At 67.8% G+C, this 25905-nt stretch carries 24 protein-coding genes; 13 read left to right on the top strand and 11 right to left on the bottom strand.

Annotated features, from left to right (window positions below):
- Positions 1-127 precede the first annotated feature (127 nt).
- The 8 genes from pseI to WDC82_RS24590 all read left to right on the top strand — a co-directional run bounded on the left by pseI (position 128) and on the right by WDC82_RS24590 (position 6473).
- Positions 128-1213: a pseudaminic acid synthase gene (gene pseI, locus WDC82_RS24625; RefSeq protein WP_340120099.1), complete on the top strand. Its 1086-nt coding sequence runs from the start codon at positions 128-130 to the stop codon at positions 1211-1213.
- Positions 1210-1914: a pseudaminic acid cytidylyltransferase gene (gene pseF / locus WDC82_RS24620; RefSeq protein WP_340120098.1), complete on the top strand. Its 705-nt coding sequence runs from the start codon at positions 1210-1212 to the stop codon at positions 1912-1914. The genes pseI and pseF overlap by 4 nt, the downstream gene beginning before the upstream one ends.
- Positions 1911-2795 (top strand): methyltransferase domain-containing protein, encoded by an 885-nt coding sequence (locus WDC82_RS24615; RefSeq protein ID WP_340120097.1) that lies wholly within the window; start codon positions 1911-1913, stop codon positions 2793-2795. The genes pseF and WDC82_RS24615 overlap by 4 nt, the downstream gene beginning before the upstream one ends.
- An 11-nt stretch (positions 2796-2806) precedes the next feature.
- Positions 2807-3562: a class I SAM-dependent methyltransferase gene (locus WDC82_RS24610; protein WP_340120096.1), complete on the top strand. Its 756-nt coding sequence runs from the start codon at positions 2807-2809 to the stop codon at positions 3560-3562.
- The gene (locus WDC82_RS24605) at positions 3559-4167 is read left to right on the top strand and encodes a GNAT family N-acetyltransferase (RefSeq protein WP_340120095.1); all 609 of its coding nucleotides are present in this window, start codon (positions 3559-3561) and stop codon (positions 4165-4167) included. The genes WDC82_RS24610 and WDC82_RS24605 overlap by 4 nt, the downstream gene beginning before the upstream one ends.
- 5 nt (positions 4168-4172) lie before the next feature.
- Positions 4173-5144 carry an ATP-grasp domain-containing protein gene (locus tag WDC82_RS24600; RefSeq protein ID WP_340120094.1) on the top strand — a complete coding sequence of 324 codons (972 nt, stop codon included), beginning with the start codon at positions 4173-4175 and terminating at the stop codon, positions 5142-5144.
- Complete coding sequence (locus tag WDC82_RS24595; protein ID WP_340120092.1) at positions 5128-5802, top strand: HAD family hydrolase; 675 nt, start codon at positions 5128-5130, stop codon at positions 5800-5802. The genes WDC82_RS24600 and WDC82_RS24595 overlap by 17 nt, the downstream gene beginning before the upstream one ends.
- A gap of 230 nt (positions 5803-6032) precedes the next feature.
- On the top strand, positions 6033-6473 hold the full coding sequence (locus tag WDC82_RS24590) for a YccF domain-containing protein (RefSeq protein WP_340120090.1): 441 nt from the start codon (positions 6033-6035) through the stop codon (positions 6471-6473).
- A 51-nt stretch (positions 6474-6524) separates the two neighbouring features.
- Here the strand turns inward: WDC82_RS24590 and WDC82_RS24585 are convergent, their stop codons facing one another.
- The 3 genes from WDC82_RS24585 to WDC82_RS24575 form a co-directional block, all read right to left on the bottom strand.
- Positions 6525-10031: a DNA methyltransferase gene (locus tag WDC82_RS24585; RefSeq protein ID WP_340120088.1), complete on the bottom strand. Its 3507-nt coding sequence runs from the start codon at positions 10029-10031 to the stop codon at positions 6525-6527.
- Positions 10032-10080: 49 nt separating this feature from the next.
- Complete coding sequence (locus tag WDC82_RS24580) at positions 10081-11073, bottom strand: restriction endonuclease (protein WP_340120087.1); 993 nt, start codon at positions 11071-11073, stop codon at positions 10081-10083.
- 143 nt (positions 11074-11216) lie between these two features.
- On the bottom strand, positions 11217-12158 hold the full coding sequence (locus WDC82_RS24575; RefSeq protein WP_340120086.1) for a DUF1194 domain-containing protein: 942 nt from the start codon (positions 12156-12158) through the stop codon (positions 11217-11219).
- A gap of 173 nt (positions 12159-12331) precedes the next feature.
- Here WDC82_RS24575 and WDC82_RS24570 point away from each other — a divergent pair, with 173 nt between their 5' ends.
- A complete protein-coding gene (locus WDC82_RS24570) occupies positions 12332-13099 on the top strand; it encodes a sulfite exporter TauE/SafE family protein (protein ID WP_340120085.1) in 768 nt (255 codons plus the stop codon).
- Between the two features lie 12 nt (positions 13100-13111).
- On the opposite strand, the gene WDC82_RS24565 is transcribed toward WDC82_RS24570, so the two are convergent.
- The 8 genes from WDC82_RS24565 to WDC82_RS24530 all read right to left on the bottom strand — a co-directional run bounded on the left by WDC82_RS24565 (position 13112) and on the right by WDC82_RS24530 (position 21991).
- A complete protein-coding gene (locus WDC82_RS24565) occupies positions 13112-13837 on the bottom strand; it encodes an HAD-IA family hydrolase (RefSeq protein WP_340120084.1) in 726 nt (241 codons plus the stop codon).
- The gene (gene cbbX, locus WDC82_RS24560) at positions 13834-14778 is read right to left on the bottom strand and encodes a CbbX protein (protein WP_340120083.1); all 945 of its coding nucleotides are present in this window, start codon (positions 14776-14778) and stop codon (positions 13834-13836) included. The genes WDC82_RS24565 and cbbX overlap by 4 nt, the downstream gene beginning before the upstream one ends.
- Positions 14779-14866: 88 nt before the next feature.
- Positions 14867-15307: a ribulose bisphosphate carboxylase small subunit gene (locus WDC82_RS24555; RefSeq protein ID WP_340120082.1), complete on the bottom strand. Its 441-nt coding sequence runs from the start codon at positions 15305-15307 to the stop codon at positions 14867-14869.
- 11 nt (positions 15308-15318) lie between these two features.
- Complete coding sequence (locus WDC82_RS24550; protein WP_340120139.1) at positions 15319-16779, bottom strand: form I ribulose bisphosphate carboxylase large subunit; 1461 nt, start codon at positions 16777-16779, stop codon at positions 15319-15321.
- Between the two features lie 36 nt (positions 16780-16815).
- Positions 16816-17898, bottom strand: a complete 1083-nt coding sequence (fba, locus tag WDC82_RS24545) for a class II fructose-bisphosphate aldolase (RefSeq protein ID WP_340120081.1) — start codon at positions 17896-17898, stop codon at positions 16816-16818.
- Positions 17899-17947: 49 nt separating this feature from the next.
- Positions 17948-19897 (bottom strand): transketolase, encoded by a 1950-nt coding sequence (tkt, locus tag WDC82_RS24540; protein WP_340120138.1) that lies wholly within the window; start codon positions 19895-19897, stop codon positions 17948-17950.
- 101 nt (positions 19898-19998) lie between these two features.
- Positions 19999-20874, bottom strand: coding sequence for a phosphoribulokinase (locus WDC82_RS24535; protein WP_340120080.1), 876 nt, complete (start codon positions 20872-20874; stop codon positions 19999-20001).
- A 31-nt stretch (positions 20875-20905) separates the two neighbouring features.
- Positions 20906-21991 (bottom strand): class 1 fructose-bisphosphatase, encoded by a 1086-nt coding sequence (locus tag WDC82_RS24530; protein ID WP_340120079.1) that lies wholly within the window; start codon positions 21989-21991, stop codon positions 20906-20908.
- A gap of 193 nt (positions 21992-22184) precedes the next feature.
- Between WDC82_RS24530 and WDC82_RS24525 the strand changes: the two genes are divergently transcribed.
- The 4 genes from WDC82_RS24525 to WDC82_RS24510 all read left to right on the top strand — a co-directional run bounded on the left by WDC82_RS24525 (position 22185) and on the right by WDC82_RS24510 (position 25893).
- A complete protein-coding gene (locus tag WDC82_RS24525; RefSeq protein ID WP_340120078.1) occupies positions 22185-23099 on the top strand; it encodes a LysR substrate-binding domain-containing protein in 915 nt (304 codons plus the stop codon).
- A gap of 230 nt (positions 23100-23329) precedes the next feature.
- Complete coding sequence (locus WDC82_RS24520; protein ID WP_340120077.1) at positions 23330-24757, top strand: cytochrome ubiquinol oxidase subunit I; 1428 nt, start codon at positions 23330-23332, stop codon at positions 24755-24757.
- A gap of 13 nt (positions 24758-24770) precedes the next feature.
- Positions 24771-25775 carry a cytochrome d ubiquinol oxidase subunit II gene (cydB, locus tag WDC82_RS24515; RefSeq protein ID WP_340120076.1) on the top strand — a complete coding sequence of 335 codons (1005 nt, stop codon included), beginning with the start codon at positions 24771-24773 and terminating at the stop codon, positions 25773-25775.
- A gap of 10 nt (positions 25776-25785) precedes the next feature.
- A complete protein-coding gene (locus tag WDC82_RS24510) occupies positions 25786-25893 on the top strand; it encodes a DUF2474 family protein (RefSeq protein ID WP_340120075.1) in 108 nt (35 codons plus the stop codon).
- The last annotated feature ends 12 nt before the right edge of the window (positions 25894-25905 follow it).

The raw sequence follows: 25905 nt of genomic DNA, 5'->3' as shown, positions 1-25905 counted from the left end.
TCCGCCGTCAGCGCCCGCGCGGGCTTGCGCCGGCTTTTTCACAGGTCGAACATGGTTTATTAACCATGAGGTAAGCCGCGGGGCGGTAAGAATTACCGTCGCAACAGCCAACAGGCAGATCAGGCTTATGGCTCCCGCCACCAGGGCTCCCGTCAGGACACTGCAGATCGCCGGCCGCCGCATCGGGCCGGACGAGCCGCCGTACATCATTGCCGAGATGTCGGGCAACCATAACGGCGAGATCGAGCGCACCTTCCGGATCCTGGAGGCGGCCAAGGCCGCCGGCGCCGACGCGGTGAAGCTGCAGACCTACCGCGCCGACACCATCACCATCGACCACCACGGGCCCGAATTCATGGTCGAAAGCGGCCTCTGGGCCGGCCGCCGCCTCTACGAGCTCTACGAGGAGGCGCACACCCCCTGGGAGTGGCATCCGGAAATCTTCGCCCGCGCGCGCGATCTCGGCATCACGGTGTTCTCCTCGCCCTTCGACCCGACGGCGGTGGACTTCCTCGAGAGCCTGGGCGCCCCGGCCTACAAGATCGCCTCGCCGGAACTGATCGACATCCCGCTGATCCGCAAGGTCGCGCGCACCGGCAAGCCGATCATCATGTCGACCGGGATGGCGAGCCTGGAAGAGATCGAGGAGGCGGTCGCCGCGGCGCGCGGCGCCGGCGCCGAGGACCTGGTGGTGCTGCACTGCACCGCCGCCTATCCGACGCCGCCCGAGGAGGCCAACCTCGCCACCATCGCCGACCTGCAGCGCCGCCTCGGCGTCGTGGTCGGCCTCTCCGACCACACCCTGGGCACCACCGTCGCGGCCATCGCGGTCGCGCTGGGCGCCGCGGTGATCGAAAAGCATTTCACGCTGGCGCGCGCCGACGGCGGCGTCGACAGCGCCTTCTCGCTGGAGCCGGCGGAACTCCGGCGCCTGGTCGAGGAGGCGGCGATCGCCCGCGCGGCGATCGGCACGCCGGCCTACCAGCCGACCCTCTCCGAGGCCACGGTGCTGAAGAACCGCCGCTCGCTCTACGTCGTCGCGCCGGTCGCCAGGGGCGAGGTGCTGACCCACGACAACGTGCGCTCGATCCGCCCCGGTCACGGCATGAAGCCCCGCTACCTCGACGCGGTGATCGGCCGCAAGGCCGCGCGCGATCTTGCGTTCGGCGAGCCGCTCGACCCCTCGATGATCGAAGGCGGGCTGGCGCTATGAGCGGCGCCGCGCCGCGCTGTGTCGCGATCGTTCCGGCGCGCGGCGGCAGCAAGCGGATTCCGCGCAAGAACATCCGCCCCTTCCGCGGCCGGCCGATGCTGGCGTGGTCGGTCGAAGCGGCGCTCGCCTCCGGCGCCTTCGACAGCGTCATGGTCAGCACCGACGATGCCGAGATCGCCGCGGCAGCGCGCGCCTGCGGCGCCGAGGTGCCCTTTCTGCGCTCGGCCAAGGCCGCCGACGACCACGCGACCACCTGCGACGTGCTGCTGGAGGTGCTGAACCGCTATGCGGAGATGGGTCAGACCTTCGACCTCGCCTGCTGCCTCTACCCCACGGCGCCCTTCGTGCGCGCCGAGGACTTGCGGGCCGGCAAGGCGCGGCTCTTGGCGGAAATCTTGGACGTCATCATGCCGGTCGCGGCCTTCAGCTACCCGATCTGGCGCTCGCTCACGCGCGGCGACGACGGCCGCGTGCGGCTGAACTTTCCAGAGCACCTCAACGCGCGCTCCCAGGACCTGCAGCCGGCCTACCACGACGCCGGCCAGTGGTACTGGTTTCGCACCGCCGCCTTCCTGCGCGACCCTGTCCTGATGGGGGCGAACACCGGCTCGATCGTGCTGCCGGCGGGCCGCGTGCAGGACATCGACACCGAGGACGACTGGGCCCTGGCCGAGCTGAAGCACGAGAGGCTCTTCGGATGAACGATCCGCGCCTGAAGCGCCACGCCCTGGGCTTCCTGGAGGTGGCCGAGCGGCCCAGCGAGGCCGAGCTCGCCGACTACTACGCCCGGACCTACTACCAGGAAGAAAAGAGCGGCTTCCGCAAGGCCTATCCGCCGGAGGAGCTGGCCGTCATCGAGCAGCGCATCGCCCAGCGCGGCGCCCGCGCGCTGGAGCTGCTGGGCCGCGACGCGCCGGGCAGCCTGCTCGACGTCGGCTGCGGAGAGGGCTTCGTGGTCGCGGCCTTCGCGCGGCAGGGTTGGCAGGCGCAGGGCATCGACTACAGCCGCGCTGGTGTCGAGGCGATGAACCCGCAGGTCGCCGGCCGCGTCGAGCAGGGCGACGTCTTCGCCCTCCTGGACCGCCGCATCGAGGCCGGCGAGCGCCACGATCTCGTCTGGCTCGGCAACGTGCTGGAGCACGTGCTCGATCCGCTCGGCCTACTGCAGTCGCTGCGCTCCCTCGTCGCGCCCGGCGGTCTGCTGGTCGCCACGCTGCCCAACGACGGCAATGCCTACCACGAGGAGCTGCTGGCGAGCGGCGCCATTCCCGAGCGCTTCTGGGTCGCCATTCCCGACCACCTTTCCTATTTCACGGCGGAGAGTCTGCGGCGCACGGCGGCGGCGACCGGCTGGGACTGCCTCGACATCCTGGCGGACTTTCCGATCGACCTTTTCCTGGCGCACGAGGGCTCGAACTACGTGCGCGACCGCGCCCAGGGCGGCGCCGCCCACCGCGCGCGCCTCACGCTGGAGCGCGTCATCGGCCAGGCGGGTGTGCCCGCGGCCAACCGTTTCTACGCCGCCCTCGCGGAGGTCGGCCTGGGCCGCAACATCACCGCGTTCATGCGGCCGAAGATCTGAGGGAACGTTTCATGACGGCGAAGAAAGAGATCCGCACGCTGGTGGGCTCGACCCGGGGCGAAACCGACGCCAAGCAGGACCTGGTGGCGCGGCTGCGCGGCACGCCGGTCCCCGATGTGGAGCTGCTCGACAACCTCGGCCTGTTCCTCACGCGCCAGACGCTTTCGCGCATCAATTTCATGCAGAAGCTCTACGAGATGATCGTGCCGGTGCACGGCGTCATCATGGAGTTCGGCGTGCGCTGGGGCCAGAACATGGCGCTGTTCTCCTCCCTGCGCGGCATCCACGAGCCCTACAACCACAACCGCAAGATCATCGGCTTCGACACCTTCTCCGGCTTTCCCGCGGTGGCGCGCGAGGACGGCGCCCACGCCAGCGTCGGCGACTACGGCGTCTCGGACAACTGGAAGGCGCAGCTGGAAACCATTCTCGACTTCCACAACGCCAACGCACCGATCCCGCACAAGCGCAAGTTCGAGCTGGTCGAGGGCGACGCGACCGAGACTCTGCCGGCCTACCTGGAGGCGCATCCCGAGACCATCGTGGCGCTGGCCTACTTCGACTTCGACATCTACAAGCCCACGCGCGACTGCCTGAAGGCGATCCAGCCACACCTCACCAAGGGCAGCGTGCTGGCCTTCGACGAGCTGAACATGCCGGAGTTCCCGGGCGAGACCCTGGCGCTGCGCGAGGTGCTGGGCCTCTCGCGCTACGCCATCCGGCGCGATCCGGCGAGCCCCCTGACCTCCTACCTGGTCGTGGAATGAACCGGCCGGAGGCGATTCCGGGCAGCGGCGGCTACCGCTGCATGCCGCGTGCCGAGGTCGCCGACGGCCGCTACGCCGTGCGCGCGGTGGAGCCGCAGCACATTGAGGCGATACGCTGCTGGCGCAATGCGCAGATCGACGTGCTGCGCCAGTCCGCCCCCATTGCGTCGCCGCAGCAGGCCGCCTACTACGCGCGGGAGATCTGGCCCGACAAGGACGCCGCCGAGCCGCGCAACATCCTGCTCATCTACCTGGAAGACGGCCGGCCGATCGGCTACGGCGGCCTCGTCCACATTGCGTGGGAGCATCGCCGCGCCGAGGTTTCCTTTCTGCTCGATCCCGCCGTGGCGCGCGGCGACGCCGAACTGGCGGACCTCTTTGCCCGCTTCCTGACCTTGATGAAGACGCTGGCTTTCGAGGACCTGGGGTTGGCGCGCCTGCACACCGAGACCTATGCCCTGCGCCTTGTCCACATCGCGACCCTGGAGGCCTGCGGCTTCCGCCGCGAAGGGCGGCTGCGCGGCCATGTGTGGATCAACGGCCAGCCGGTGGACTCGCTGCTGCACGGCTGCCTCGCCGCCGATCCCGACCCCGACGCAGGGTGACCGCCATGGGCGGCGCGGCGGCGGAGAACATCCTCATCACCAGCGCGGCGCGCAAGGCGCCGCTGGTGCGCGCCATGCAGGCGGCGGCCCGGCGGGTGGTGCCGGGGGCCGCCGTCATCGCCGGCGACGTCGACGCTCAGGCCCCGGCACGCTACGCCGCCGATGGCTTCTGGCACATGCCGCCGCTGGCCGAGAGCACGCCCGAGGCATTGTGCGAGGGCTGCCTGGCGCGCGGCATCGGCAGCGTGCTGCCGACCCGCGACGGCGAGCTGGCGTTCTGGGCCGAAGCCAAGCCGCTGTTCGCCGAGGCCGGCATCGACGTCATCGTCTCGGCGCCCGACAGCGTCGCGCGCTGTCTCGACAAGCTGGCCTTCGCGCGCATCGGCGCTGAACGCGGCCTGCCGTTCATTCCTGCGGCTCTCGAGATCGACGCCCTGGACGCTGGCGCCTTCGTGGTGAAAGAGCGCTTCGGCGCCGGCTCGCGCAATATCGGGCTGGGGCTGGATCGCGCCGCCGCGCGGGCGCACGCGCGCGCGCTGCAGGCGCCGCTGTTCCAGCCCTTTGTCGCCGGCGTCGAGATCTCCATCGATGCCTGGATGGACCGTCACGGCGCGCCCGCCGGCCTCGTGCTGCGGCGCCGCGACCGTGTCGTCGGCGGCGAGTCGCAGATCACCACGACCTTCCGCGACGCGGCGCTGGAGGCGGCGGCGCACGAGGTGTTCCGCGCGCTGCAACTGAACGGGCCCGCCGTGATGCAGGCCATCGTCTTACCCGAAGGGGGACTTCGGATCATCGAGTGCAATTGCCGCTTCGGCGGCGCCTCGACCGCTTCCATCGCCGCCGGGCTGGAGCTGCTTGGCTGGAGTCTCGCCGAGCGCCACGCGCCGGGCACGCCGCCGCTGTTCCGCCGCGCAGAGGGCGAACTGCGCCAGGTCCGCCTGCCGCAGGACGTCATCATCCATGATCCTGATCTTTGACCTCGACGATACGCTCTATGACGAGCGCAGCTACGTCGACAGCGGTCTCCATGCCGTCGCCGACCACGGCGCGCGCGCCTTCGGCTGGGATGCGAAAGAGGCCTTCCGCTGCATGACCGAGGTGCTGGAGCGCGAGGGGCGCGGGCGTATCTTCGACGCGGTGCTGGAGCGTCACGGCCTGGCGACGCGGGGGCGCGTCGCGGCGCTGGTGAAGGTCTACCGCCATCACGCCCCGGACCTGGCGCTGTTCCCGGCGGCGCGGCGCGTGCTCGACCGCTACCGCGACGAGGCGCCGCTCTACCTGGTGACCGACGGTCACAAGGTGGTGCAGGCGAACAAGGTGACGGCGCTGGATCTCTGGCCGCGTTTTCGCCGGGTGATGATCACCCACCGCTTCGGCATCCGCCACGCCAAGCCCTCGATCCATTGTTTCGAGCGCATCCGCGCCCTGGAAGGCTGCGCCTGGTCCGACATGGTCTACGTCGCCGACAACCCGGCCAAGGATTTCGTGAACCTCAACCGGCAGGGCATGCCGACGGTGCGCGTGCTGACCGGCCTGCACCGCGATACCCCCGCCCAGCCGGGTTACGAGGCCCGCCACCGCATCCCCGACCTCGACGCCCTGCCGGGCGTGCTGGACGCCCTCGCGGCCGTCTGAGGCCGCCGGGCCTTCGCCCGGGCCGCCCTTTCAAGCGCCACCCTCATCCTGAGGAGCCGCCGCAAGGCGGCGTCTCGAAGGATGGGCCACAGGGCGGGCGCCATTTTCAGCAGCCGGCCCGGCGGGCCCGCAGCGCCGCGTCCGTGCTATCCTCGGCGCCGGCGCAAGCCTCCCCGCTGCCCCCGGCCACCCCCGTGACCCCCAAGACACAAGCGAAAGGCCCAACGGACATGTCCTTCTTCAGCGTCCTTCTGAATCTTCTGTGGATTGTCTTCGGCGGCATCTGGATGGCGCTGGGCTGGCTCCTGGCGGCAGGCCTCATGGCGCTCACCGTCGTCGGCCTGCCGTGGGCGCGCGCGGCGCTGAACATCGCCAGCTACACCTTCCTGCCCTTCGGCCGCGTCGCGGTGTCGCGCGAGGCGGTGAGCGGGCGCGAGGACCTCGGCACCGGCCCGCTCGGCACCCTCGGCAATCTCGTCTGGCTGATCCTCGCCGGCTGGTGGCTGGCGCTGCTGCACATCCTGACGGCGCTCGCCCTGGCCGTCACCCTCATCGGCATCCCCTTCGCCTGGGTCCACCTGAAGCTGGTGCCGATCTCGCTCTGGCCCATCGGCAAGACGATCCTGGAGCGCGACGCCTACGAGCGGCTGCAGCGCGGCGGAAGGGGGTAGCGGGCGGCGCGGGGCCACCGCCGTTCGCGATCTCTACCGGGTCACGGGCGATCAGCCGGTGAGGATATAGCCGCCGCCGGCGCGCTGCGCCTGGCCCAGCACGGCGAGGGTGCGCAGCACGTCCTCGACCTTCTTCTCGGCGCGCTTGCCCTGCGCGAACTGGCGGCTGAGCTGCAGCGCCGACAGCGGCTTGGCCGAGTCCTCCAGCACAGCGCGGATGGCGGCCACCTGCTCGGGCAGGGCGGCGGGCAGCTTGGGCTTCTTCGCCTTCTCCTCGCCGGGCAGCAACTCGGCCTCCACCTGGCGCGCCTTCTTCGCCGCCTCGGCCTGCTTGGGCGCCTGGAACTCGGGCCGCAGCCAGCGCACCTTGCCTTCGCGCTCCTCCGCCGCCCGTTGGTGGTTCAGCGCCACCAGGCGTTCCAGAATTTCTTCGTCGCTGAGGTCGGCCGGCCAGCCGTAGGCCGCGGCGACGGCGGCGTCGAGCTCGGCGTGGATCTGTCGCAGCACGCCGACCAGGCCGGCGTCGTATACGTCCTTCTCGGCCTCGGTCAGCGCCGTGCCCGCCTTCACCTTCTCCAGCACGTTGTAGAGCCCGGTCATGGTGAGCTGCTTGTGCTTCTCCAGCACGGTTTTGCGGTGGGCGTCCAGCCGCTCGCCGAGATCGCGGATGCGCGCTTTCAGGTCTTCCGGTGGATCGGGGAAGGGGAAGGGGTCGAACACTGTATCATTTTGGTAACGGGGATCGTTGCCAATCCCCATTCGCCCTCCTACAGATATCGCCCATGTCATATGAATTCGTGAGGAAAGAACTCCAAATATCCAATGGTCGTCGTGGGCGATGGCAATGATAGATCCATCAACTAGGTCATCCGGCCAGCATAGGAACCGAAAAATACGGTGCTTCGATACTTCGCTCGTCACGATGTAGCGAGAGATGCCTTGTAAGGCCTCTCTCATCTCCGGCCTGCGGCGCCCAAACAACCACCACTTCTCCCGGAATCCACGATCACGATTCGCATCGCGCTCAGGCTTTACGTAGTCAATGACATGCTGCAACAAAGTTGGAACTTGCTCTCCAGCCTCCTCGGCGGTCAAGTCCGTGAGATCAATTGCATATCGCAATCTTCGCTTTCCAGTAATATCGCTCCCTGCCCAATATCTTGGCGTCCGCTGAGAAGCGGCATTGGATTCAGCGGTGAGTCTATCTCGGGTCTTCGCATCAATCTGAAAATGCTTTCCGACGAGTTTGCATCCTTGCCAACAAAGACGTTCATTCGCTTTGAGTGGAACAGCAGATGTCAAGTCAGTGCCAACCGTGAGGTCGGCGGCAATCATCCCTTCTAGCAATGTCAGTTCGACGTCAGGTGCATCCGTGTTTAAGCCCTTCTCCACAGTAACCCGTCCAAGCTTGCCAGCCTGCTTACCTGTGACACCTACCGTCATGGCCACACGTACAGCAGCTTTCTCCGCTGCCTTGACCCATGGATGATCTGGTATGGCAAACTTGATAGACAGAGGTCGCTTCTTCGCGCTGACATGAGATTGAACGACCTTGCGGCTCTGAACCTGAGTGATGCTGTTGGTGGTGATAAGGCCAAAGCGTTTTGTCTGACCATTTCTTACGAGTGACGCCGCGGTGTTCCACCAGTACATGACGAAGTCGGCCGAGCCTGGGACGGCAGGATGGGCCTTTCTGACGGCCTCCGTGTATCCTTCTCCAAGCTCCTCGATCATGCGCTTGTTCCCGATGAAGGGCGGGTTGCCGACGATGAACGTGGCCTCCGGCCAGGCCGCCGGCCGCGGCTTCTTGTAGGTCAGCAGCTCGCGGCGGCCGTCTTCGTCGGGTACCAGCTCGCCGGTCACCGGGTGCAGCTTGAAGGTGACGCCGTCCCAGCGCGTCACCGGCTTGCCGTTCGCGTCGCGCTGGATGTCCCAGCCGTCGCAGGCGAGCACGGCGTCCTGCTCCTTGATGTTCTGGAAGTTCTTCAGCACCGGCTCGGCCGGCATGGTGCGCCCGCGGGTGCGGAAGTGCCATTGCAGGTAGCCGATCCAGAGGACCAGTTCGGCGATGGCGACGGCACGCGGGTTGAGCTCCAGCCCCAGGAACTGGTGCGGGTCCACGGTGTGGCGGTCCAGTTCCAGCAGGTACTGGTCGTGGCCCAGTTCGGTCAGGGTCTCCAGCACCTCGCCCTCCAGGCGCTTCATCAGCTCCAGGGAGACGTAGAGGAAATTGCCGGTGCCGCAGGCCGGGTCGAGCACGCGGGTGTTGCAGAGCGCGCGGTGGAAGTCCTGCGCCTCTTTGATTGCCGCCTTCTTGTCGCCGGCTTCCAGGTGCTGGGCGATGGCGGTCTGCACGTTGCGCCAGTCCTCGGTCAGCGGTTCGATGATCGTGGCGACCACCAGGCGTTCGACGTAGGCGCGCGGCGTGTAGTGGGCGCCCAGGCGGTGACGGTCGCGCGGGTCGAGGGCGCGCTCCAGCAGGGTGCCGAAGATCGCCGGCTCCACGTTCTGCCATTCGCGCTGAGCGGCGATGATCAGAAGATCAAGGTCATCTTCGGTGATCTCAATAGCCTCGGCGCTCTGAAAGAGTCCGCCGTTGAAGCGCAGCACATCTTCCCGAAGGATCGGCGAGAAGCCGCCTTCGTTCATGCGCTTCCAAAGGTCGATGAGAGCGAGGTGCAGCTTGCCGGCATTTCCCCGGTATTCCTTCAGCATGCCGACGAAGCTCTGGCGCTTCAGCAGACCGACGTCCTCGGCGAACATGGTGAAGAGGCAGCGCATGAGGAACATCGCCACCTTCTCGGCGATGGTGTGGTGGTGCTGTGCGGCCTCCGACGCCGGCAGGTTCTTCGGTAGCGCGCGGATCAGGCGGGTTTCCAGCGAGGTCGAGAGCTTCGCCAGCAACTCGGCAATCTCGCGCGTCACCTCCGCCGTGCGGCGGGCTGGGTTCAGGCTCTCCGGCTCGGTCCAGATCTTCAGCAGCCGCTCGCGCACCTTCGGCTCGCGCAGGTCTTCCAGGTAGATGCGGAAGGACTGGCGGTCGGGGAACTGGGCGTAGTGCTTGCCCTGCAGCGAGAAATCGGCGTAAAGCTCGATGACGTGGCCGATATCCACGATGACGAGGAACGGCGGCCAGCCCTCCTCCGGTGGCAGGCGCTTGGCATAGTTCTCCGCCTGCTGGCGGGCATTGCGCATCAGGGTGTCCCACTGGGCACTGCCGCGCTTGCCGGAGCCGACCTGCGGCTCAGGCAGGTCGAGGCCCAGTTGCTCCAGTTCGCTGCGGCGCTTGTTGCTCTGCTTGGCCTCAAGGACGAAGCAGCCACGCTTGTAGAGGTCGATAAAGTTGGTGGTGTCCGGGCCGTCGATGCTGCGGACACGTACGGACCGCTCGAAGAGGTAGTCATTGCCCTGCCGGCCGTCCTGACCGCGGGTTGGTGTAGGGGCACCAATGAGCTTGCAGAGCTCCGTCAGGAACATCTGGTAGTTCGAGCGCTCCCCCCCGCCGGTCGGCGACCAGCGCTCGATAAAGCCTTCGATATCGGGGTGGGCAGCGGTCACGCGGCGGGCCTATTCAAACACAGCAATAGGGTGGTTGGCATTGATGCTCTCACGCCGGCCAGTAGATCTTCTTCAGCGGTAGCAGTTGCTTGCTCTCGATGTCCAGGTTCTCGTAATGCTCCAGCAGGGCATCGACCAGGTCGTCGAGGGTCATGAGGGTGATGGGAATGCTGGCCCGTTCCGCCTCGTAGTAGGCGTCCTTGGTGAAGCCGCCGGTGCTGACGTAGAGGCCCTTGTCCTCCGGGTGGCGGCCGCCCAGGAAGCTGCGGATTTCCTGTGAGCCCATGGTCTGGCCGCGATGCTTCACCTCCACCACGATGCGCGGCGATTCGAAGCCGAAGCCGTCGGGCGAGGCGACGATGTCCTTGCCGCGGTCGGGCCCCGAGGGCGAGACCCGCGTCTTGTAGCCCATGGCGCGCAGCAGGCCGGCGACCAGTTCCTGCATGGCGTCCCAGTCCAGGCGCGAGACGTGGTCCTTGATGAACTCGATGCTGCGATCCTGGACGTCCTTGAAGAGGTCGCTTTCCCCGGCGTCGGTTTCCTCCGACGCGCTTTGCGGGACCGGTTGCTGCGTGCCGAGGGCGCGTTCCAGATCGGCGGCGGCCTCCGGGGGCAGCAGGAAGAGGGTGGAGATGGCGCCGAGGCTGTTCTTGGTGGCGACGCTCAGCAGGTCGCGCGAGATCTCGCCCTCCCATTGCACCGGGCGCGCGTTCATGGCGTCGTTATCCAGCTTCGGATCATAGCGGTAGTCGCCGGATATCGTCCCCAGCAGGTAAACCCGCCGGCCCGGGTCGTAGGTAACGACGCGGTCCCCTCTTTGCATTTCGTACCGAAAGCGAAACAGCTGCCCCGCGGTCATGCTGATTTTTTGTGGGTGCCACTCCGGCCATTCGCGGGTGAGGCGTTCGGTGATCTCTTCTCGGGTTTTCAGCGCATCCAGCGGTCCGATATCGGACCAGCCGATGGCGACGACGGCATTGTCCTTGAAGAGATCGAAGTAGCGCCCGCCTCTCCAGGCGCGCACCATCCAGGTTTTCGGCACTACAACCCCCCCTAGCAGCCTTCTTGGGCGCGTCCTATGGCGACCCAGGGGGTCGAGGCGCGCCGTTGCGCATTCCCGCCATAGTAGCGTTCCCGGGAGCCAGTGCCAGCTTCTCGTATTACGAAGAGGATTCGGGGAGGGCGCTAAAAATCCTCCTGCCTGGAGCGCAGCAGCTGTTCGCCGATGTCGCAGGGCGGGGCGACGCGCGCGCCTTCCGCCTCGTATTGGCCGAGGGGCGCTTCGGTCTGGCCGCTGAACTGCGCAAGCTGCAGGCGCGGCGTTACGGCATGCAGCGCGTGTCTCTCCGATCCTTGCGCGGGCCCTTGCGCGGGCTCGCGCGCGGGCGTGAGGCCGGCGATCTCCAGGATCAGCTTGCGGCGGATCGCGCTGGCGAAGGAGTCGAAGCCCTCGGCCGCCACGATGAAGGCGGCCGGGCCGCCGATCACGCAGTCGCGGAAGTAGAGGTCCAGGTTCGGGATGTTGTAGCGCGCGTAGGGCCCGGGATCCGGGTCCAGGATCGGCAGGCCGTTGATGGTGATGCCTTTGTCCACCGCGCGGTCGCGCGCATGGACCACCAGGTCGCCCCAATTGTTCGGCCCGTCGCCGGAGACGTCGATCACCTGGCGCGTGCCCTCGAAGCCGTTGTCGTCGAACAGCCGCGCGCCGAAGTCGATGGCGCCGCTGATCGAGGTGTAATGCGCCGGGCCCGGACGGCGCTTGGCCAGCGCGGCGGCGAAGGTCTCGGCGCTCGCCTCGGAATCGATCACCGTCCAGCCGACCACCATGTGGGTGTGCGCCGAGTTGGCCCACTCGAAATAGGTGACGGCGATGCGCCCCAGGATGCCGCCGCGGATCGCCTGCAGCACGTCGGGATCGCGGAAGGCCTCGACGTAGCCCTGGCGCTGCAGCCGCGCTTCGCCGGTATCGATGGAGAGCGACACGTCGACCGCCAGCACCAGCTCCAGGTCGACGGCGAGATCCTGCTGCGCTTGCGTTGGCTGAGCCCGCAGGGTGGCAATCAGCAATGCAGCCGCCAACGTAGCGGCCAACGCAGCCGGGGCGGCGCGGCGTCTTGTGCGCACCATCAACACCTCCCTCAAGGGGTGATCGACCGCGCCAGCATGACACCGCTAGCCGGTGCGGTCCAGGGCCGGGGGCGGGCTGGGCAATCGCCATTGCCGCCTGCGCCGTTCTGCGCCAGTCTGATGCGTTCGCAGGTTCCATTCCGATTTTTCCCGCCCGAGTCGACCGCTTACCCATGATCGCCGATCCCTGGTTCTACTGCGCCGCGGTGCCCGCCGTGCTGATCGCCGGCATTTCCAAGGGCGGCTTCGGCGCCGGGCTCGGCGTGGTGGCGGTGCCGATGATGGCGCTGGTGCTGCCGCCGGTGCAGGTCGCCGCCATCATGCTGCCGATCCTCTGCCTCATGGACCTGGTCGGCGTCTGGGCCTACTGGCGCAAGTGGGACGGACCGGTGCTGCGCCGCCTGGCGCTGGCCGCGGTCATCGGCATCGCGGTGGGTACGCTCACCTTCCATCTCATGGCGCCGTGGTCGATCCGCCTGCTGGTCGGCGCCATCGCCCTCGGCTTTGCCGCCAACTACTGGAAAAATCGTTTACATGGTAAACGATCGGCCGCGCCGGCGCCCGGGCCGGCCAGCGGCTGGTTCTGGGGCGCGGTTTCCGGCTTCACCTCCTTCACCGCGCATGCCGGCGGGCCGCCGGTGAACGTTTATCTGCTGCCGCTGGGTCTTGAGAAAACCCGCTATCAGGCGACGACCGTTGGGTTTTTTCTGCTGGTGAACTACGTGAAGCTGGTGCCCTACGCCGGCCTCGGCCTGTTCACGGGGGAGAACCTGGCGACCTCGGCCGCGCTGTTCCCGGTCGCCGTCGCCGGAATCCTGGCCGGCATCTGGCTGCACCACCGCGTGCCGACCGGACTGTTCTATACCGCCTGCTACGCCTTCCTGGCGCTGACCGGCCTGAAGCTGGTGTGGGACGGCCTGGCCGGCGCCGGGTTCCTCTAAAACCGCGCTTTTCTAAACCGCGGTGCGGGCCGGGCCGGGGAAGGGGATGACGCGGCCGTCGGCATCGCGCCGGGCGGCGAGCGCGGCGATCACCTGCGGCAGCAGCGCGAAGTGCGCGAAGCTGGCGTCGTGGCTGAGCGCCGCGCAGGGCGAGGCGCGGTAGCCCTCGGTGAACAGCACGAAGGAAACCTTGGCAAAGCCCGCGGTCTGCGCGTCGGTCTCGCTGTCGCCGACGTAGAGCGCGTCCTCCGGCTTTGCACCGCAGGCCGAGATGCAGGCCAGCAGCGGTGCCGGGTCCGGCTTCTTGGCGAGGCCGCTGTCGCCGCCGACCACCGCGGTGAACAGGCCCTCGGCATGCAGGCGGCGCAGGATGGCCAGCGTCGGCCCGGTATCCTTGTTGGTGCAGAGGCCGAGCGTGACGCCGCTGGCGGCGAGCCGCCTGAGCGCCGCTTCGGCGCCGGGCATGAAGCGGGTGCGGCGGTGTTCCTCCTCGGCGTAGTAGAGCTGAAAGCGGGCGACCTGCGACGGCAGATCTCCGGGCACGATGCCGTTGCGCTGGAAGCAGCGCTCGACCAGGCGCGCGATGCCGTTGCCGATGAAGCTGGTCACCGTCGCGCGGTCCAGCTCCGGCAGGTCGTTCTGCCGCATCAGCCGGTTGGCGGCGGCCTGCAGGTCGGCGGCACTGTCGACCAGGGTGCCGTCGAGATCGAAGACGACTGCGTTGAAGGGCGCTTTCATGATGCAGAATCCTTGGCACCGTTCAGACCGCCTCCCTTAAGACCGCCCGCAAAGACCCGGCTGGCGCGGATGTCCTCGGCATCGATGGCCGAGAGCGCCGCGGCATCCAGCGGCCCCGCGGCGCTCTCGAAGAGGCGGTTGGCCTGGCGCAGGCGCGTGCGGTCCAGCGCGTTGCGGATCGAGCGCGCGTTGGCGAAGTGCGGCTGTCCACGGCGCGCGGCGATATAGTCCTTCAGCGCGGCCTCCGCGCCTGCTGTCAGCGTGTAGTTCTGCTCCGCCAGCATGTGCCCGGCGATGCGGAACAGCTCGCCGTCGGAATAGTCCGGAAAGTCGATGTGGTGGGCGATGCGCGAGCGGAAGCCGGGATTACTCTCGAAGAAGCGGTCCATGCGGTCGGCATAGCCGGCAAGAATCACGACGAGATCGTCGCGCTGGTTCTCCATCACCTGCAGCAGGATCTCGATGGCCTCCTGGCCGTAGTCGCGCTCGTTCTCCGGGCGGTAGAGGTAGTAGGCCTCGTCGATGAACAGCACGCCGCCCATTGTCTTCTTGAGGATTTCCTTGGTCTTGGGCGCCGTGTGGCCGATGTACTGGCCGACCAGGTCGTCGCGCGTCACCGTCACCAGGTGGCCCTTGCGCACGTAGCCGAGGCGGTGCAGCAGGTCGGCCATCTTCAGCGCCACCGTGGTCTTGCCGGTGCCGGGGTTGCCGGTGAAGGACATGTGCAGGGTCGGCGTCTGCTGGGCGAGGCCGAGGCGCTTCCTCGCACGCTCGACCAGCAGCAGCGCGGCGGTCTCGCGGATCCGCTTCTTCACCGGCGCGAGGCCGATGAGATCGCGGTCGAGCTCCTCCAGCACGTCCTTCACGCCGGAGGACTCGTACTCGGCCTTGAGGTCGATCGCGGTTTCGCTGACTTCAGTCACGCTCTCGGCACGGGTCATGCGTCACCTCTCGCTTGAGGAATGACGGGCGGCGGCAGCAGGGTAGCACCGCCGCCCGCCGGCATCCTGAGGGTCTTGAGGGGAGCCCTCAGGTGTAGCGCTCGCCCTCCGGCTTGCGGGTGGCGTAGGGGTGGGTGGTGTAGCGGATGTTGCGGCCTTGCGTTTCGGTGCGCTGCAGCCAGAAGCCGGCTTCCTCCGCCTTGGGCCGATTCACGATGAAGGAGAGCTTCACCGATTCCCAGCCGTGGCTGGCGTCGAAAGCCGACATGCGGATGTAGTGGCTGTCGCCGTAGACCTTGCGGCACTCGTTCAGCTCGTAGAGCACGCCCGCGGCGTCCTTCACGTCGAACATCGGGTGGCCCCACATGTCCCAGTAGGTGTTGCGCGGGTGCGGATCGTCGGTGAACTCCAGGTTCACCGCCCAGCCGTTGTCGAGGCAGTACTGCACCTGCTTCGTGATCTGCGCGTTGGTCAGATCCGGCAGGAAGGAGAAAGCTCCCTGAGTAATACGCATGGGGGTAACACGCATAGTTTTGCTCCTTATTCAGCAGCCGTCACGGTCGGCACGAAGTCCGGCGAGTCGGTCGAGGCATAGTTGAAGGTGACGTTCTTCCAGGTCTCCAGTGCCTGCTGCAGCGGGCTGCAGGTCTTGGCGGCGGCGGCCAGGATGTCGGGGCCTTCATTGACGATGTCGCGGCCCTCGTTGCGCGCCAGCACCATGCACTCCAGGGCGACGCGGTTGGCCGTCGCGCCGGCGGCGATGCCCATGGGATGGCCGATGGTGCCGCCGCCGAACTGCAGCACCACGTCCTCGCCCAAGAGGTCGAGCAGCTGGTGCATCTGGCCGGCATGGATGCCGCCGGAGGCGACCGGCATCAGCTTGTTGAGGCTGGCCCAGTTCTGGTCGAAGAAGATGCCGTTCTCCAGCGCCGTCGGATTGAACTCCTCGCGGCAGATGTCGTAGTAGCCCTTGGTGGTGGCCGGGTCGCCCTCCAGCTTGCCGACCACGGTGCCGGCGTGGATGTGGTCGACGCCGGCGAGGCGCATCCACTTGGCGATGACGCGGAACGACACGCCGTGAGTCTTCTGCCGGGTGTAGGTGGAATGTCCGGCACGGTGCAGGTGCAGGATCATGTCGTTCCGGCGCGCCCACTTGGCCATCGACTGGATCGCGGTGTAGCCGATCACCAGGTCGATCATGACGATGCAGGAGCCGAGATCCTTGGCGAACTCGGCACGCTCGTACATATCCTCCATCGTCGCGGCGGTGACGTTCAGGTAAGTGCCCTTCATCTCGCCGGTCGCCGCCTGGGCCTTGTTCACCGCCTCCATGCAGTAGAGGAAGCGCTCGCGCCAGTGCATGAAGGGCTGCGAGTTGATGTTCTCGTCGTCCTTGGTGAAGTCTAGGCCGCCTTTGAGGGCCTCGTAGACCACGCGGCCGTAGTTGCGCCCGGAGAGGCCGAGCTTCGGCTTCACCGTGGCGCCCAGCAGGGGCCGGCCGAACTTGTCGAGCCGCTCGCGCTCCACCACGATGCCGGTGGCCGGGCCCTGGAAGGTCTTCACGTAGGCGACCGGAAAGCGCATGTCCTCCAGGCGCAGGCCTTTCAGCGGCTTGAAGCCGAACACGTTGCCGATGATCGAGGCCGTCAGGTTGGCGATGGAGCCGGCCTCGAAGAGATCGAGATCGTAGGCGATGTAGGCGAAGTACTGGCCCTCGGCGTTGGGCACGGGGTCGACGCGGTAGGCCTTGGCGCGGTACTTCTCCGCCGCCGTCAGCCGGTCGGTCCATACCACCGTCCACGTTGCCGTGGAGCTCTCCCCGGCGACGGCCGCGGCGGCCTCGATGGGGTCGACGCCGTCCTGCGGGGTGATGCGGAACAGCGCCAGGATGTCGGTGTCCTTGGGCTCGTAGTCGGGCTCCCAGTAGCCCATCTTCTTGTATTCCATCACGCCGGACTTGTAGCGGTCCTTGCCGGTGACGGTCTGCGATTTCGTATCCATGAGGGTCACGGGGTGTCTCCTTCTTGAGGGGCGCCGTCAGGCGGCCTTGGTGGCGGCGGCGATCTGCGGGTCCAGGACGCCGCTGCGGTAGCGCTCGGCCATGGCGGCGAGCGGCAGGGGGGTGATGCGGGAAGCCTGGCCGGCGGCGCCGAACTGCTCGAAGCGGTCGCGGCAGAGCTGCTCCATGGCGTCCAGGGAGGGCTTCAGGAACTTGCGCGGGTCGAACTCCGCCTTGTTCTCCATGGCGACGCGGCGGAACTGGCCGGTGATGGCCAGGCGGCAGTCGGTGTCGATGTTGACCTTGCGCACGCCGTACTTGATGCCGCGCTGGATCTCCTCGACCGGGACGCCCCAGGTCTGCGGCATCGCGCCACCGAACTTGTTGAAGAGCTCCTGCAGCTCCTGCGGGACGGAGGAGGAGCCGTGCATGACCAGGTGAATGTTCGGCAGCTTCTCGTGGATCGCCTGCACCACGTCCATGGCGAGGATCTCGCCGTCCGGCCGGCGCGAGAACTTGTAGGCGCCGTGCGAGGTGCCCATGGCGATGGCGAGGGCGTCGACCCTGGTGCGGGATACGAAGTCGACCGCCTGGTCCGGATCGGTCAGCAGCTGCGCGCGGCTGAGCTTGCCCTCGGCGCCGTGGCCGTCCTCCTGCTCGCCCTCGCCGGTCTCCAGCGAGCCGAGCACGCCGAGCTCGCCCTCCACCGAAACGCCGATGGCATGGGCGGTCTCGGTCACCTTGCGGGTGATGGCGACATTGTAGTCGTAGCTGGCCGGGGTTTTGGCGTCAGCCTCCAGCGAGCCGTCCATCATCACCGAGGTGAAGCCCTGCTGCATGGCGGAGTAGCAGGTGGACTCGCTGTTGCCGTGGTCCTGGTGGACGCAGACCGGGATGCGCGGATGCATCTCCTCGACCGCCTCGACCATCTTGCGGATCATCACGTCGCCGGCGTAGGAGCGGGCGCCGCGGCTGGCCTGCAGGATGACCGGCGCATCGACCGCGGCGGCGGCGTTCATGATCGCCAGGATCTGCTCCATGTTGTTCACGTTGAAGGCGGGCAGGCCGTAGCCGCGCTCGGCGGCGTGGTCGAGAAGCTGCCGCAGGGTGATGCGTGCCATCGAAGGTCTCCTTTCTCTCTTGCGCGCGAGGCCCGTTTCCCGGGGGCGCTCAGTTCACGAGGTCGCGCGCGGCGGCGGCCACGGCGGCGGCGGTGATACCGAAGTGCTCGTAGAGCTGCTCGGCGGGAGCGGAAGCGCCGAAGCCGGTCATGCCGACGAAGCCGCCTTCCGGCGTGATCCACTGGTCCCAGTCGTTGCGGGTGGCGGCCTCCACGGCGACGCGGGGCGCGCTGCCCAGCACGTCGGCGCGGTAGGCGGCGGACTGCTGCTTGAACAGTTCCCAGCACGGCATCGAAACCACGGCGGCGCGGATGCCTTCGAGCGCCAGCCGGTCGGCCGCGTCGATGGCGAGCGACACCTCGGAGCCGGTCGCCAGCAGGGTGACGTCGCGCAGCTCGGCGACCTCGCGCAGCACGTAGGCGCCGCGCGCCGCCAGGTTTTCGTCGACGTGCCGGGTCCGCAGGGTGGGCAGCCCCTGGCGCGTCAGGCAGAGCACCGAGGGTCCGTCCGTGTTTTCCAGGGCGCAGGCCCAGGCCTCCGCTGTCTCCACCGCGTCGCAGGGGCGGAAGACCTTGAGGTTGGGGATGGCGCGCAGGGAAGCGAGCTGCTCGACCGGCTGGTGGGTCGGGCCGTCCTCGCCGAGGCCGATGGAATCGTGTGTCATCACGTGGATGACGCGGATGCCCATGAGGGCCGCGAGACGGATCGCCGGGCGGCAATAGTCGGCAAAGGCGAGGAAGGTGCCGCCGAAGGGGATGAAGCCGCCGTGCAGGGCGAGGCCGTTCATCGCCGCGGCCATGCCGTGCTCGCGCACGCCGTAGTGGATGTAGCTGCCGGAGAAGTCGTCCGCACTGACAGGCTTGTAGGCCGCGGTCTTGGTCCCGACGGAGCCGGTCAGATCGGCCGAGCCGCCGATGAGGCCCGGCACCGCCGGCACCAGGGCCTCCAGAACCTGCTGCGACGATTGCCGCGTGGCGAGCGCCGGCTTCTCGCTGCTGAACCGCTGCTTCAGGCCGTCGACGATCTTGCCGAGATCGGCCGGCAGGTCGCCGGCAACGCGCGTGACGAAGGCGCCGCGCCGAGGGCTCGCCTCGAGGCGCTGCCCCCAGGCCTCGCGCTCGCGGCGGCCGCGCCGTCCGGCCTCCAGCCAGCCATGGCGGATGTGTTCGGGAACCTCGAAGGGACCGTGGCACCAGCCGAGCTGCCGGCGCGCCGCGGCGATCTCCGCCTCGCCCAGCGGCGATCCGTGGGTGGCGGCGCTGCCCTGCTTGTTCGGCGCGCCGTAGCCGATGACCGTCTTGCAGGCGATGAGGCTCGGCCGGTCGCTGCGCTTCGCGGCGGCGATGGCGTCGTAGATCGCGCCCGGCTCGTGCCCGTCGACGCGAAAGACGGACCAGCCGGCCGCGGCGAAGCGGGCGGGCTGGTCCATGGAGGTGGCGAGGGAGGTCGGCCCGTCGATCGAGATCGCGTTGTCGTCGAAGAGGACGATGAGCTTGGAAAGCTTCAGGTGCCCGGCGAGATCGATGGCCTCGTGGCTGATGCCCTCCATCAGGCAGCCGTCGCCGGCCAGCACGTAGGTGTGGTGGTCGACCAGATCCGCGCCGAACTGCGCCGCCATCATGCGCTCGCCCAGGGCCAGGCCGACGGCGGTGGCGATGCCCTGGCCGAGCGGCCCGGTGGTCACCTCGATGCCGGCGGCATGGCCGAATTCCGGATGCCCCGCGGTGCGCGCGCCGAGCTGGCGGAAGTTCTTCAGCTCCTCCAGCGTCATGTCGGCGTAGCCGGTCAGGTGCAAGAGCGCATAGAGCAGCATGGATCCGTGGCCGGCGGAGAGCACGAAGCGGTCGCGGTCCGGCCACTGCGGGTCCTGGGGATCGAACTTCATGAACTCGGTGAACAGCACCGTTGCAACGTCAGCCATGCCCATCGGCATGCCGGGGTGGCCGGAGTTGGCCTTCTGCACGGCGTCCATGGCCAGGACGCGGATCGCCTTGGCCATCTCGGCGGTGGCGGGCGCGGGGTGCTGGACAAATTCTGCCCGGGCTGGGGTTGCGGCTGCGGCTGCGGTCTGCAGGGGGGACATCGCGTGGCTCCTTGGATTCATTTCGCGCGGCGGCCGCGCTCGACGAGGCGGATGATCATCGGCGTCAGGATCAGCTGCATGGCGAGATCCATCCTGTCGCCGGGGATGACGATGGAGTTGGCGCGGCTCATCCAGCTGCCCTGGATCATCGAGACCAGGTAGGGGAAGTCGATGCCGCGCGGGGACTTGAAGCGGATCACCACCAGCGACTCGCCGGCCGTCGGGATCCAGCGCGCGATGAAGGGGTTCGAGGTGTCGACCACCGGCACGCGCTGGAAGTTGATGTCGGTCTCGGTGAACTGCGGGCAGATCACGTGCACGTAGGAGTGCATGCGGCGCAGGATGGTGTCGGTCACCGCCTCGGTGGTGTAGCCGCGCGAGGCACGGTCGCGGTGGATCTTCTGAATCCATTCCAGATTGATCACCGGCACCACGCCGATTTTGAGGTCCGCCTGGCCGGCGATGTCGATCTGCGGTGTCTTCACCGCGCCGTGCAGGCCCTCGTAGAACAGCAGGTCGGAGCCCTCGCCGAATTCGTGCCAGTCGGTGAAGTGGCCCGGCGGCACGCCGAAGCGGTCGGCTTCCTCGTCGTTGTGGACGTAGTGCCTGGTGCGGCCCTTGCCGGTCTCGCCGTAGTGGCGGAACGTGCTCTCCAGCTCATCGAGGATGTTGGCCTCGATGGAGAAGTGACTGAAGGTCTGGTCGCCCTCGGCGCTGCGCCGTGTCAGCTCCGCCTTCATCGCCGCGCGGTCGTAGCGGTGGTAGGCGTCGCCCTCGATGGCGGCGGCAGTGATCTCCTCGCGCCGGAAGATCTGGTCGAAGGTGTGCTTGACAGTGGAGGTTCCGGCCCCGGAGGAGCCGACGACGGAGATGATCGGATGCTTGACGGACATGGATGCAAAAATCCCGGTAGGGGGTAGTCGCTCAGGAACTGAACAGGCCACGCTCGCGAAACAGCGGCGGAAGATCGCGCGCCAATGCGGGATCGACGTGGTAGCCGGTGATGCGCCGGACTTTCTCGACCGAGCCGAAGATCAGCGGCGTGCGCTGGTGCAGCTCGCCGGGAACCTTGTCGAGGATCGGCTCGATGCCGTCGGTCGCCGCGCCGCCGGCCTGTTCGGCCAGCAAAGCGATGGGGAAGGCCTCGTAGAGCAGGCGCAGGCGCCCCTTCTCGTAGCCGGGGCGGCGGTCGCAGGGGTAGAGGAACACGCCGCTGCGCGAGAAGATGCGGTGCGTCTCGGCGACCAACGACGCGACCCAGCGCATGTTGAAGTTCTTGCCGCGCGGGCCGTCGGCACCCTCCAGGCAGTCGTCGATGAAGGTGCGGATCGGCGCGAACCAGTGCCGGTAGTTGGAGGCGTTGATGGCGAACTCGCGGGTCTGCGGCGGAATGACGACGGCACTGCGCGCGAGGTGGAAGTCGCCGCTCTCCCGGTCCAGTACGAAGAGGTCGACGCCGTCGCCGAGCGTCAGTACCAGGTCGGTATGGGGCCCGTAGATGAAATAGCCGGCGGCGAGTTGCGCCCGGCCTGGGCGGAAGAACGAGGCGGTGGCGCCTTGCGGCGATGCGCCGAAGATCGAGAAGATGGTGCCGATCGAGACGTTCACGTCGACGTTGGAGGAGCCATCGAGCGGATCCACCGCCACGGCGAGCCGCTCTTCTTTGCCGGTTCCGTCGACGGCCAGGGTGAGGATGGCGTCTTCTTCCTCGGAGGCGAAGTAGGCGACCGGCGCCCGGTGCAGCGCGGCGAGGACGAACTCGTTGGCGCGCAGGTCGAGGGCGACCTGGACATCACCGTCGGCGTTGGCGCTGCCCCCGGTTTCGCCGTGGGCGCCGCCATAGGGACCCGCGGCGATGAGGCGGGAGATCTGCACCGCGGCGCCGGCCAGGGCGGCGACGGTCGCGGCGACGGCGCGCTGCTGCGGGCTGCCCGCCGCCGTGGCCTCGGCGAGGTAGGCCGAGAGGGACTGACCGATCGGGGACGCAATGCGGCGCGCGACGGCGACCATTTCCTTTTCCTCCCGAGCGGCCGTTCAGGCCGCTCTTTTGCCGCTTTCGGGCGGCGTTCTTGTTCTGGGACGCGCTGCCGCCGGGCCCTGCGGGCTTGGGGCAGTGGACTTTTTTTGCTGTCCGGAGGCGGATGCTCCGGGAAAACGGAGAAAAAGAAAATTTAAAAAAATGGAATGTATGTTAAGAAAAACTATGGTCGACTTCCGCAGCCTCTCCCTGAAGCACCTCCGCGCCTTCGCTGCGACCATCCGCAGGGGCTCGGTGACGCAGGCCGCCCAGGCCCTCTTCGTGACCCCGCCGGCGGTTACCACCCATCTGAAATCCCTTGAGAAAATCGTCGGCCAGTCAATCTACGAAAGGAACCCCGACGGGCCGGAGCCGACCGAGGTGGGGCGCGAACTGCTGGAGGCCGCCGACGAGATCGAAAAGGTCATCGAGCGGGCCCGCGTCAAGATTGAGGCACTCGCCAGCGGCGCGACCGGCTCAGTGATCCTGGGGGTGGTCAGCACCGGCAAGTACTTCGCCCCCGGCATCGTCGCCCGGTTCCGCCAGGATCATCCGGATATCCGGGTGCGGCTGGCCATCGGCAACCGCACGGAGATCATCAAGGGTCTGGAGCGGCGCGAATACGACCTGCTGATCATGGGGCGCCCGCCGGCCCACGTGGCCGTCGAGCGCGAGGTGCTGGGCGACCATCCCCACGTGCTGGTGGCGGCCCCCGACCATCCGCTGGTCGGCGACCCGGAGATTCTGCCCGAGGATCTGCTGCGCGAGACCTTCCTGGCGCGCGAGGAGGGCTCCGGCACGCGCCTGCTGATGGGCCGCTTCCTCGAGCGCATCGGCGGCGGGCGCAGCTTCAACACGGTGGAGATGGGCACCAACGAGACCATCAAGCAGGCGGTGATGGCGGGCCTCGGCATCGCCATCATCTCGGCGCACACCTGTCACAGCGAGCTGGCCGAGGGCAAGCTGGCGCTGCTGCAGGCCGAGGGCCTGCCGCTGGTGCGCCAGTGGTTCCTGATCCACCGTGCCGACCGTGAACTGACCAAGGCGGCCGAGGTCTTGCGTCGCTTCATCGTCGACCACAAGGGCGAGATCCTGCCGTAGGATGCATCGGGCGCGTCATAACGCCGCGCCGATGGAACTTCTTGATGGAACGGCTGCGCCTGTGACCTAGTTACAGAAAGAAGGGCGCCGACCGATTACGCCGACATGATCCCTGCGGCAAATGCGCCCTGTGACGATACGGCCTCTGCAGCGGCCCCAGCGGCCCATGCCAGTCTTAGGGAATACGCCCACGCCAGTTCCGACGAACGTCACGGGAAAGCGATTCTGATATGAGCGATCTTGCCGCCGTCGACTCTGCGATCACCCTGGCGCGCTTCCAGTTCGCCTTCACCGTCTCGGCCCACATCATCTTCCCCGCCTTCACCATCGGGCTGGCCAGCTATCTCGCGGTGCTGGAGGGGCTGTGGCTGTGGACCCGCAACGACCGCTACATGCGTGTCTTCGACTACTGGAAAACCATCTTCGCCGTGGTCTTCGGCATGGGCGTCGTCTCCGGCATCGTCATGAGCTACCAGTTCGGCACCAACTGGAGCGTTTTTTCGGATAAGACCGGCCCGATCCTGGGGCCGCTGATGGGCTATGAGGTGCTCAGCGCCTTCTTCCTGGAGGCCGGCTTCCTCGGCATCATGCTGTTCGGCCTCACGCGCGTCGGCCCCCGGCTGCATTTCTTCGCCACGCTGATGGTCGCCGTCGGCACGCTGTTCTCGGCGTTCTGGATTCTGTCGGCGAATTCATGGATGCACACGCCGGCCGGCTATGGGATCAACGAGGTCGGGCAGTTCGTGCCGACAGACTGGTGGGCGGCGATCTTCAATCCCTCCTTTCCCTATCGCTTCGTGCACATGGTGATGGCGGCCTATCTCACCACCGCCTTCGTGGTGGGCGGCGTCGGCGCCTGGCACCTGCTGCGCGACAGCCGCGACGAGGGCGCGCGCATCATGTTCTCCATGGCCATGTGGATGGCGCTGATCGTCGCCCCCCTGCAGGTGGTGGCGGGCGACCTGCACGGCCTCAACACCCTGGAGCACCAGCCGGCCAAGATCGCCGCCATGGAAGGCCACTGGGAGGAGACCATCGAGGGCGCGCCGTTGATCCTCTTCGGGCTGCCGAACGACGAGACCGAGACGACCGACTACGCGATCGAGATTCCGCATCTCGGCTCGCTGATCCTGACCCATGAGTGGAACGGCACGGTGAACGGCCTGAAGGCCTGGCCGAAGGAGGAGCGGCCGCTCTCCGCCATCGTGTTCTGGAGCTTCCGCATCATGGTGGCGCTGGGCTTTGCGATGGTCGGCCTCGGCCTGTGGAGCGGGCTGCAGCGCCTGAGGGGGCGGCTTTACGACTCGCCCTGGCTGCAGCGCGCGGCCGTCGCCATGGGGCCCGCCGGCTTTGCCGCCGTGCTGGCCGGCTGGATCACCACCGAGGTTGGCCGCCAGCCCTATACCGTCTACGGCCTGCTGACCACGGCGCAGTCGGCCTCGCCGCTGGAGGCGCCGGCGGTCGCCACCTCGCTGGTCGCCTTCATCGTGGTCTATTTCGCCGTGTTCGGGGCGGGAACCTTCTACGTGCTGCGCCTGATGGCGAAGCCGCCGCGTTCAGGCGACAGCGGCGAAGAGGACAGCGGGCCGTCGCGGGCGGCCGGCATCGTGCCCGGGCCGGCCATGGCCGGGCGCCACCGCAGCCATCCGGCGGAGTAGGGGAGAGACGACCATGGAACTGGATCTTCCTTTCATCTGGGCCGCGCTGATCGCCTTCGCCGTGCTCGCCTACGTGGTGCTGGACGGCTTCGACCTCGGCATCGGCATCCTGTTTCCGCTGTTCGACAAGGGGCGCGAGCGCGACGTCGCCATGAACTCGGTGGCGCCGGTGTGGGACGGCAACGAGACCTGGCTGGTGCTGGGCGGCGGCGGTCTCTTCGCGGTCTTTCCGCTGGCTTACGCGACCATCCTGCCGGCGCTCTACGCGCCGCTCATCGCCATGCTGCTGGGCCTCATCTTCCGCGGCGTCTCGTTCGAGTTCCGCCACCGCACGGTGCGCGGCAAGTTCCTCTGGGACTGGGGCTTTGCCGGCGGCTCGCTCGTCGCCGCCTTCGCCCAGGGCATCACCCTCGGCGCCCTGGTGCAGGGCATCGAGGTGGCCAACCGCGCCTATGCCGGCGGCTGGTGGGACTGGCTGACGCCGTTCAGCCTGCTGACCGGCGCTGCCCTGGTGGTCGGCTACGCGCTGCTCGGCGCCACTTGGCTGGTGATGAAGACCGAGGGATCGCTCTACCACCGCGCCCGGCGCTTCGCCTGGATCGCCGGCCTGGCCACGCTGGGCCTCATCGCCGTGGTCAGCCTGTGGACGCCGTTCCTCAACCCGGTTTTCCTCGAGCGCTGGTTCGCCTGGCCGACGCTGATCTTCAGCATCGTCGTGCCGCTGCTGGTGGCGGCCTGCGCGTGGCTGCTGTTCCGCGGCCTCATCGACCATCGCCAGGCGCAGCCCTTCCTCGCGTCCCTGGCGCTCTTCGTGCTGTGCTTCGCGGGCATCGGCATCAGCTTCTATCCCTACATGGTGCCCCCCAGCGTAACCATCTGGCAGGCCGCCGCTCCCGATGAGAGCCTCGCGTTCCTGCTGGTCGGCGCGGTCGTGCTGATCCCCATCATCCTGGCCTACACCGGCTACGCCTACTGGGTGTTCCGCGGCAAGGTCGATCCCGAGGAGGGCTATCACTGAGGAGGCTGGCGTGAAGAAGGAACTGCGCCGCCTGCTGTGGTTCGTCGCGCTGTGGGCGGCCGGCGTGCTGACGCTGGGCGCCGTCGGCTACCTCATCAAACTCGTCCTCGCGGGCTGAAACTCTGTCCGC

The sequence above is a fragment of the Pelagibius sp. 7325 genome (genome assembly GCF_037652055.1).
Taxonomy (GTDB): Bacteria; Pseudomonadota; Alphaproteobacteria; order Kiloniellales; family Kiloniellaceae; genus Pelagibius.
Note: the sequence above shows the minus strand (reverse complement) of the source record. Positions and strands in the feature narration are given on the sequence as shown.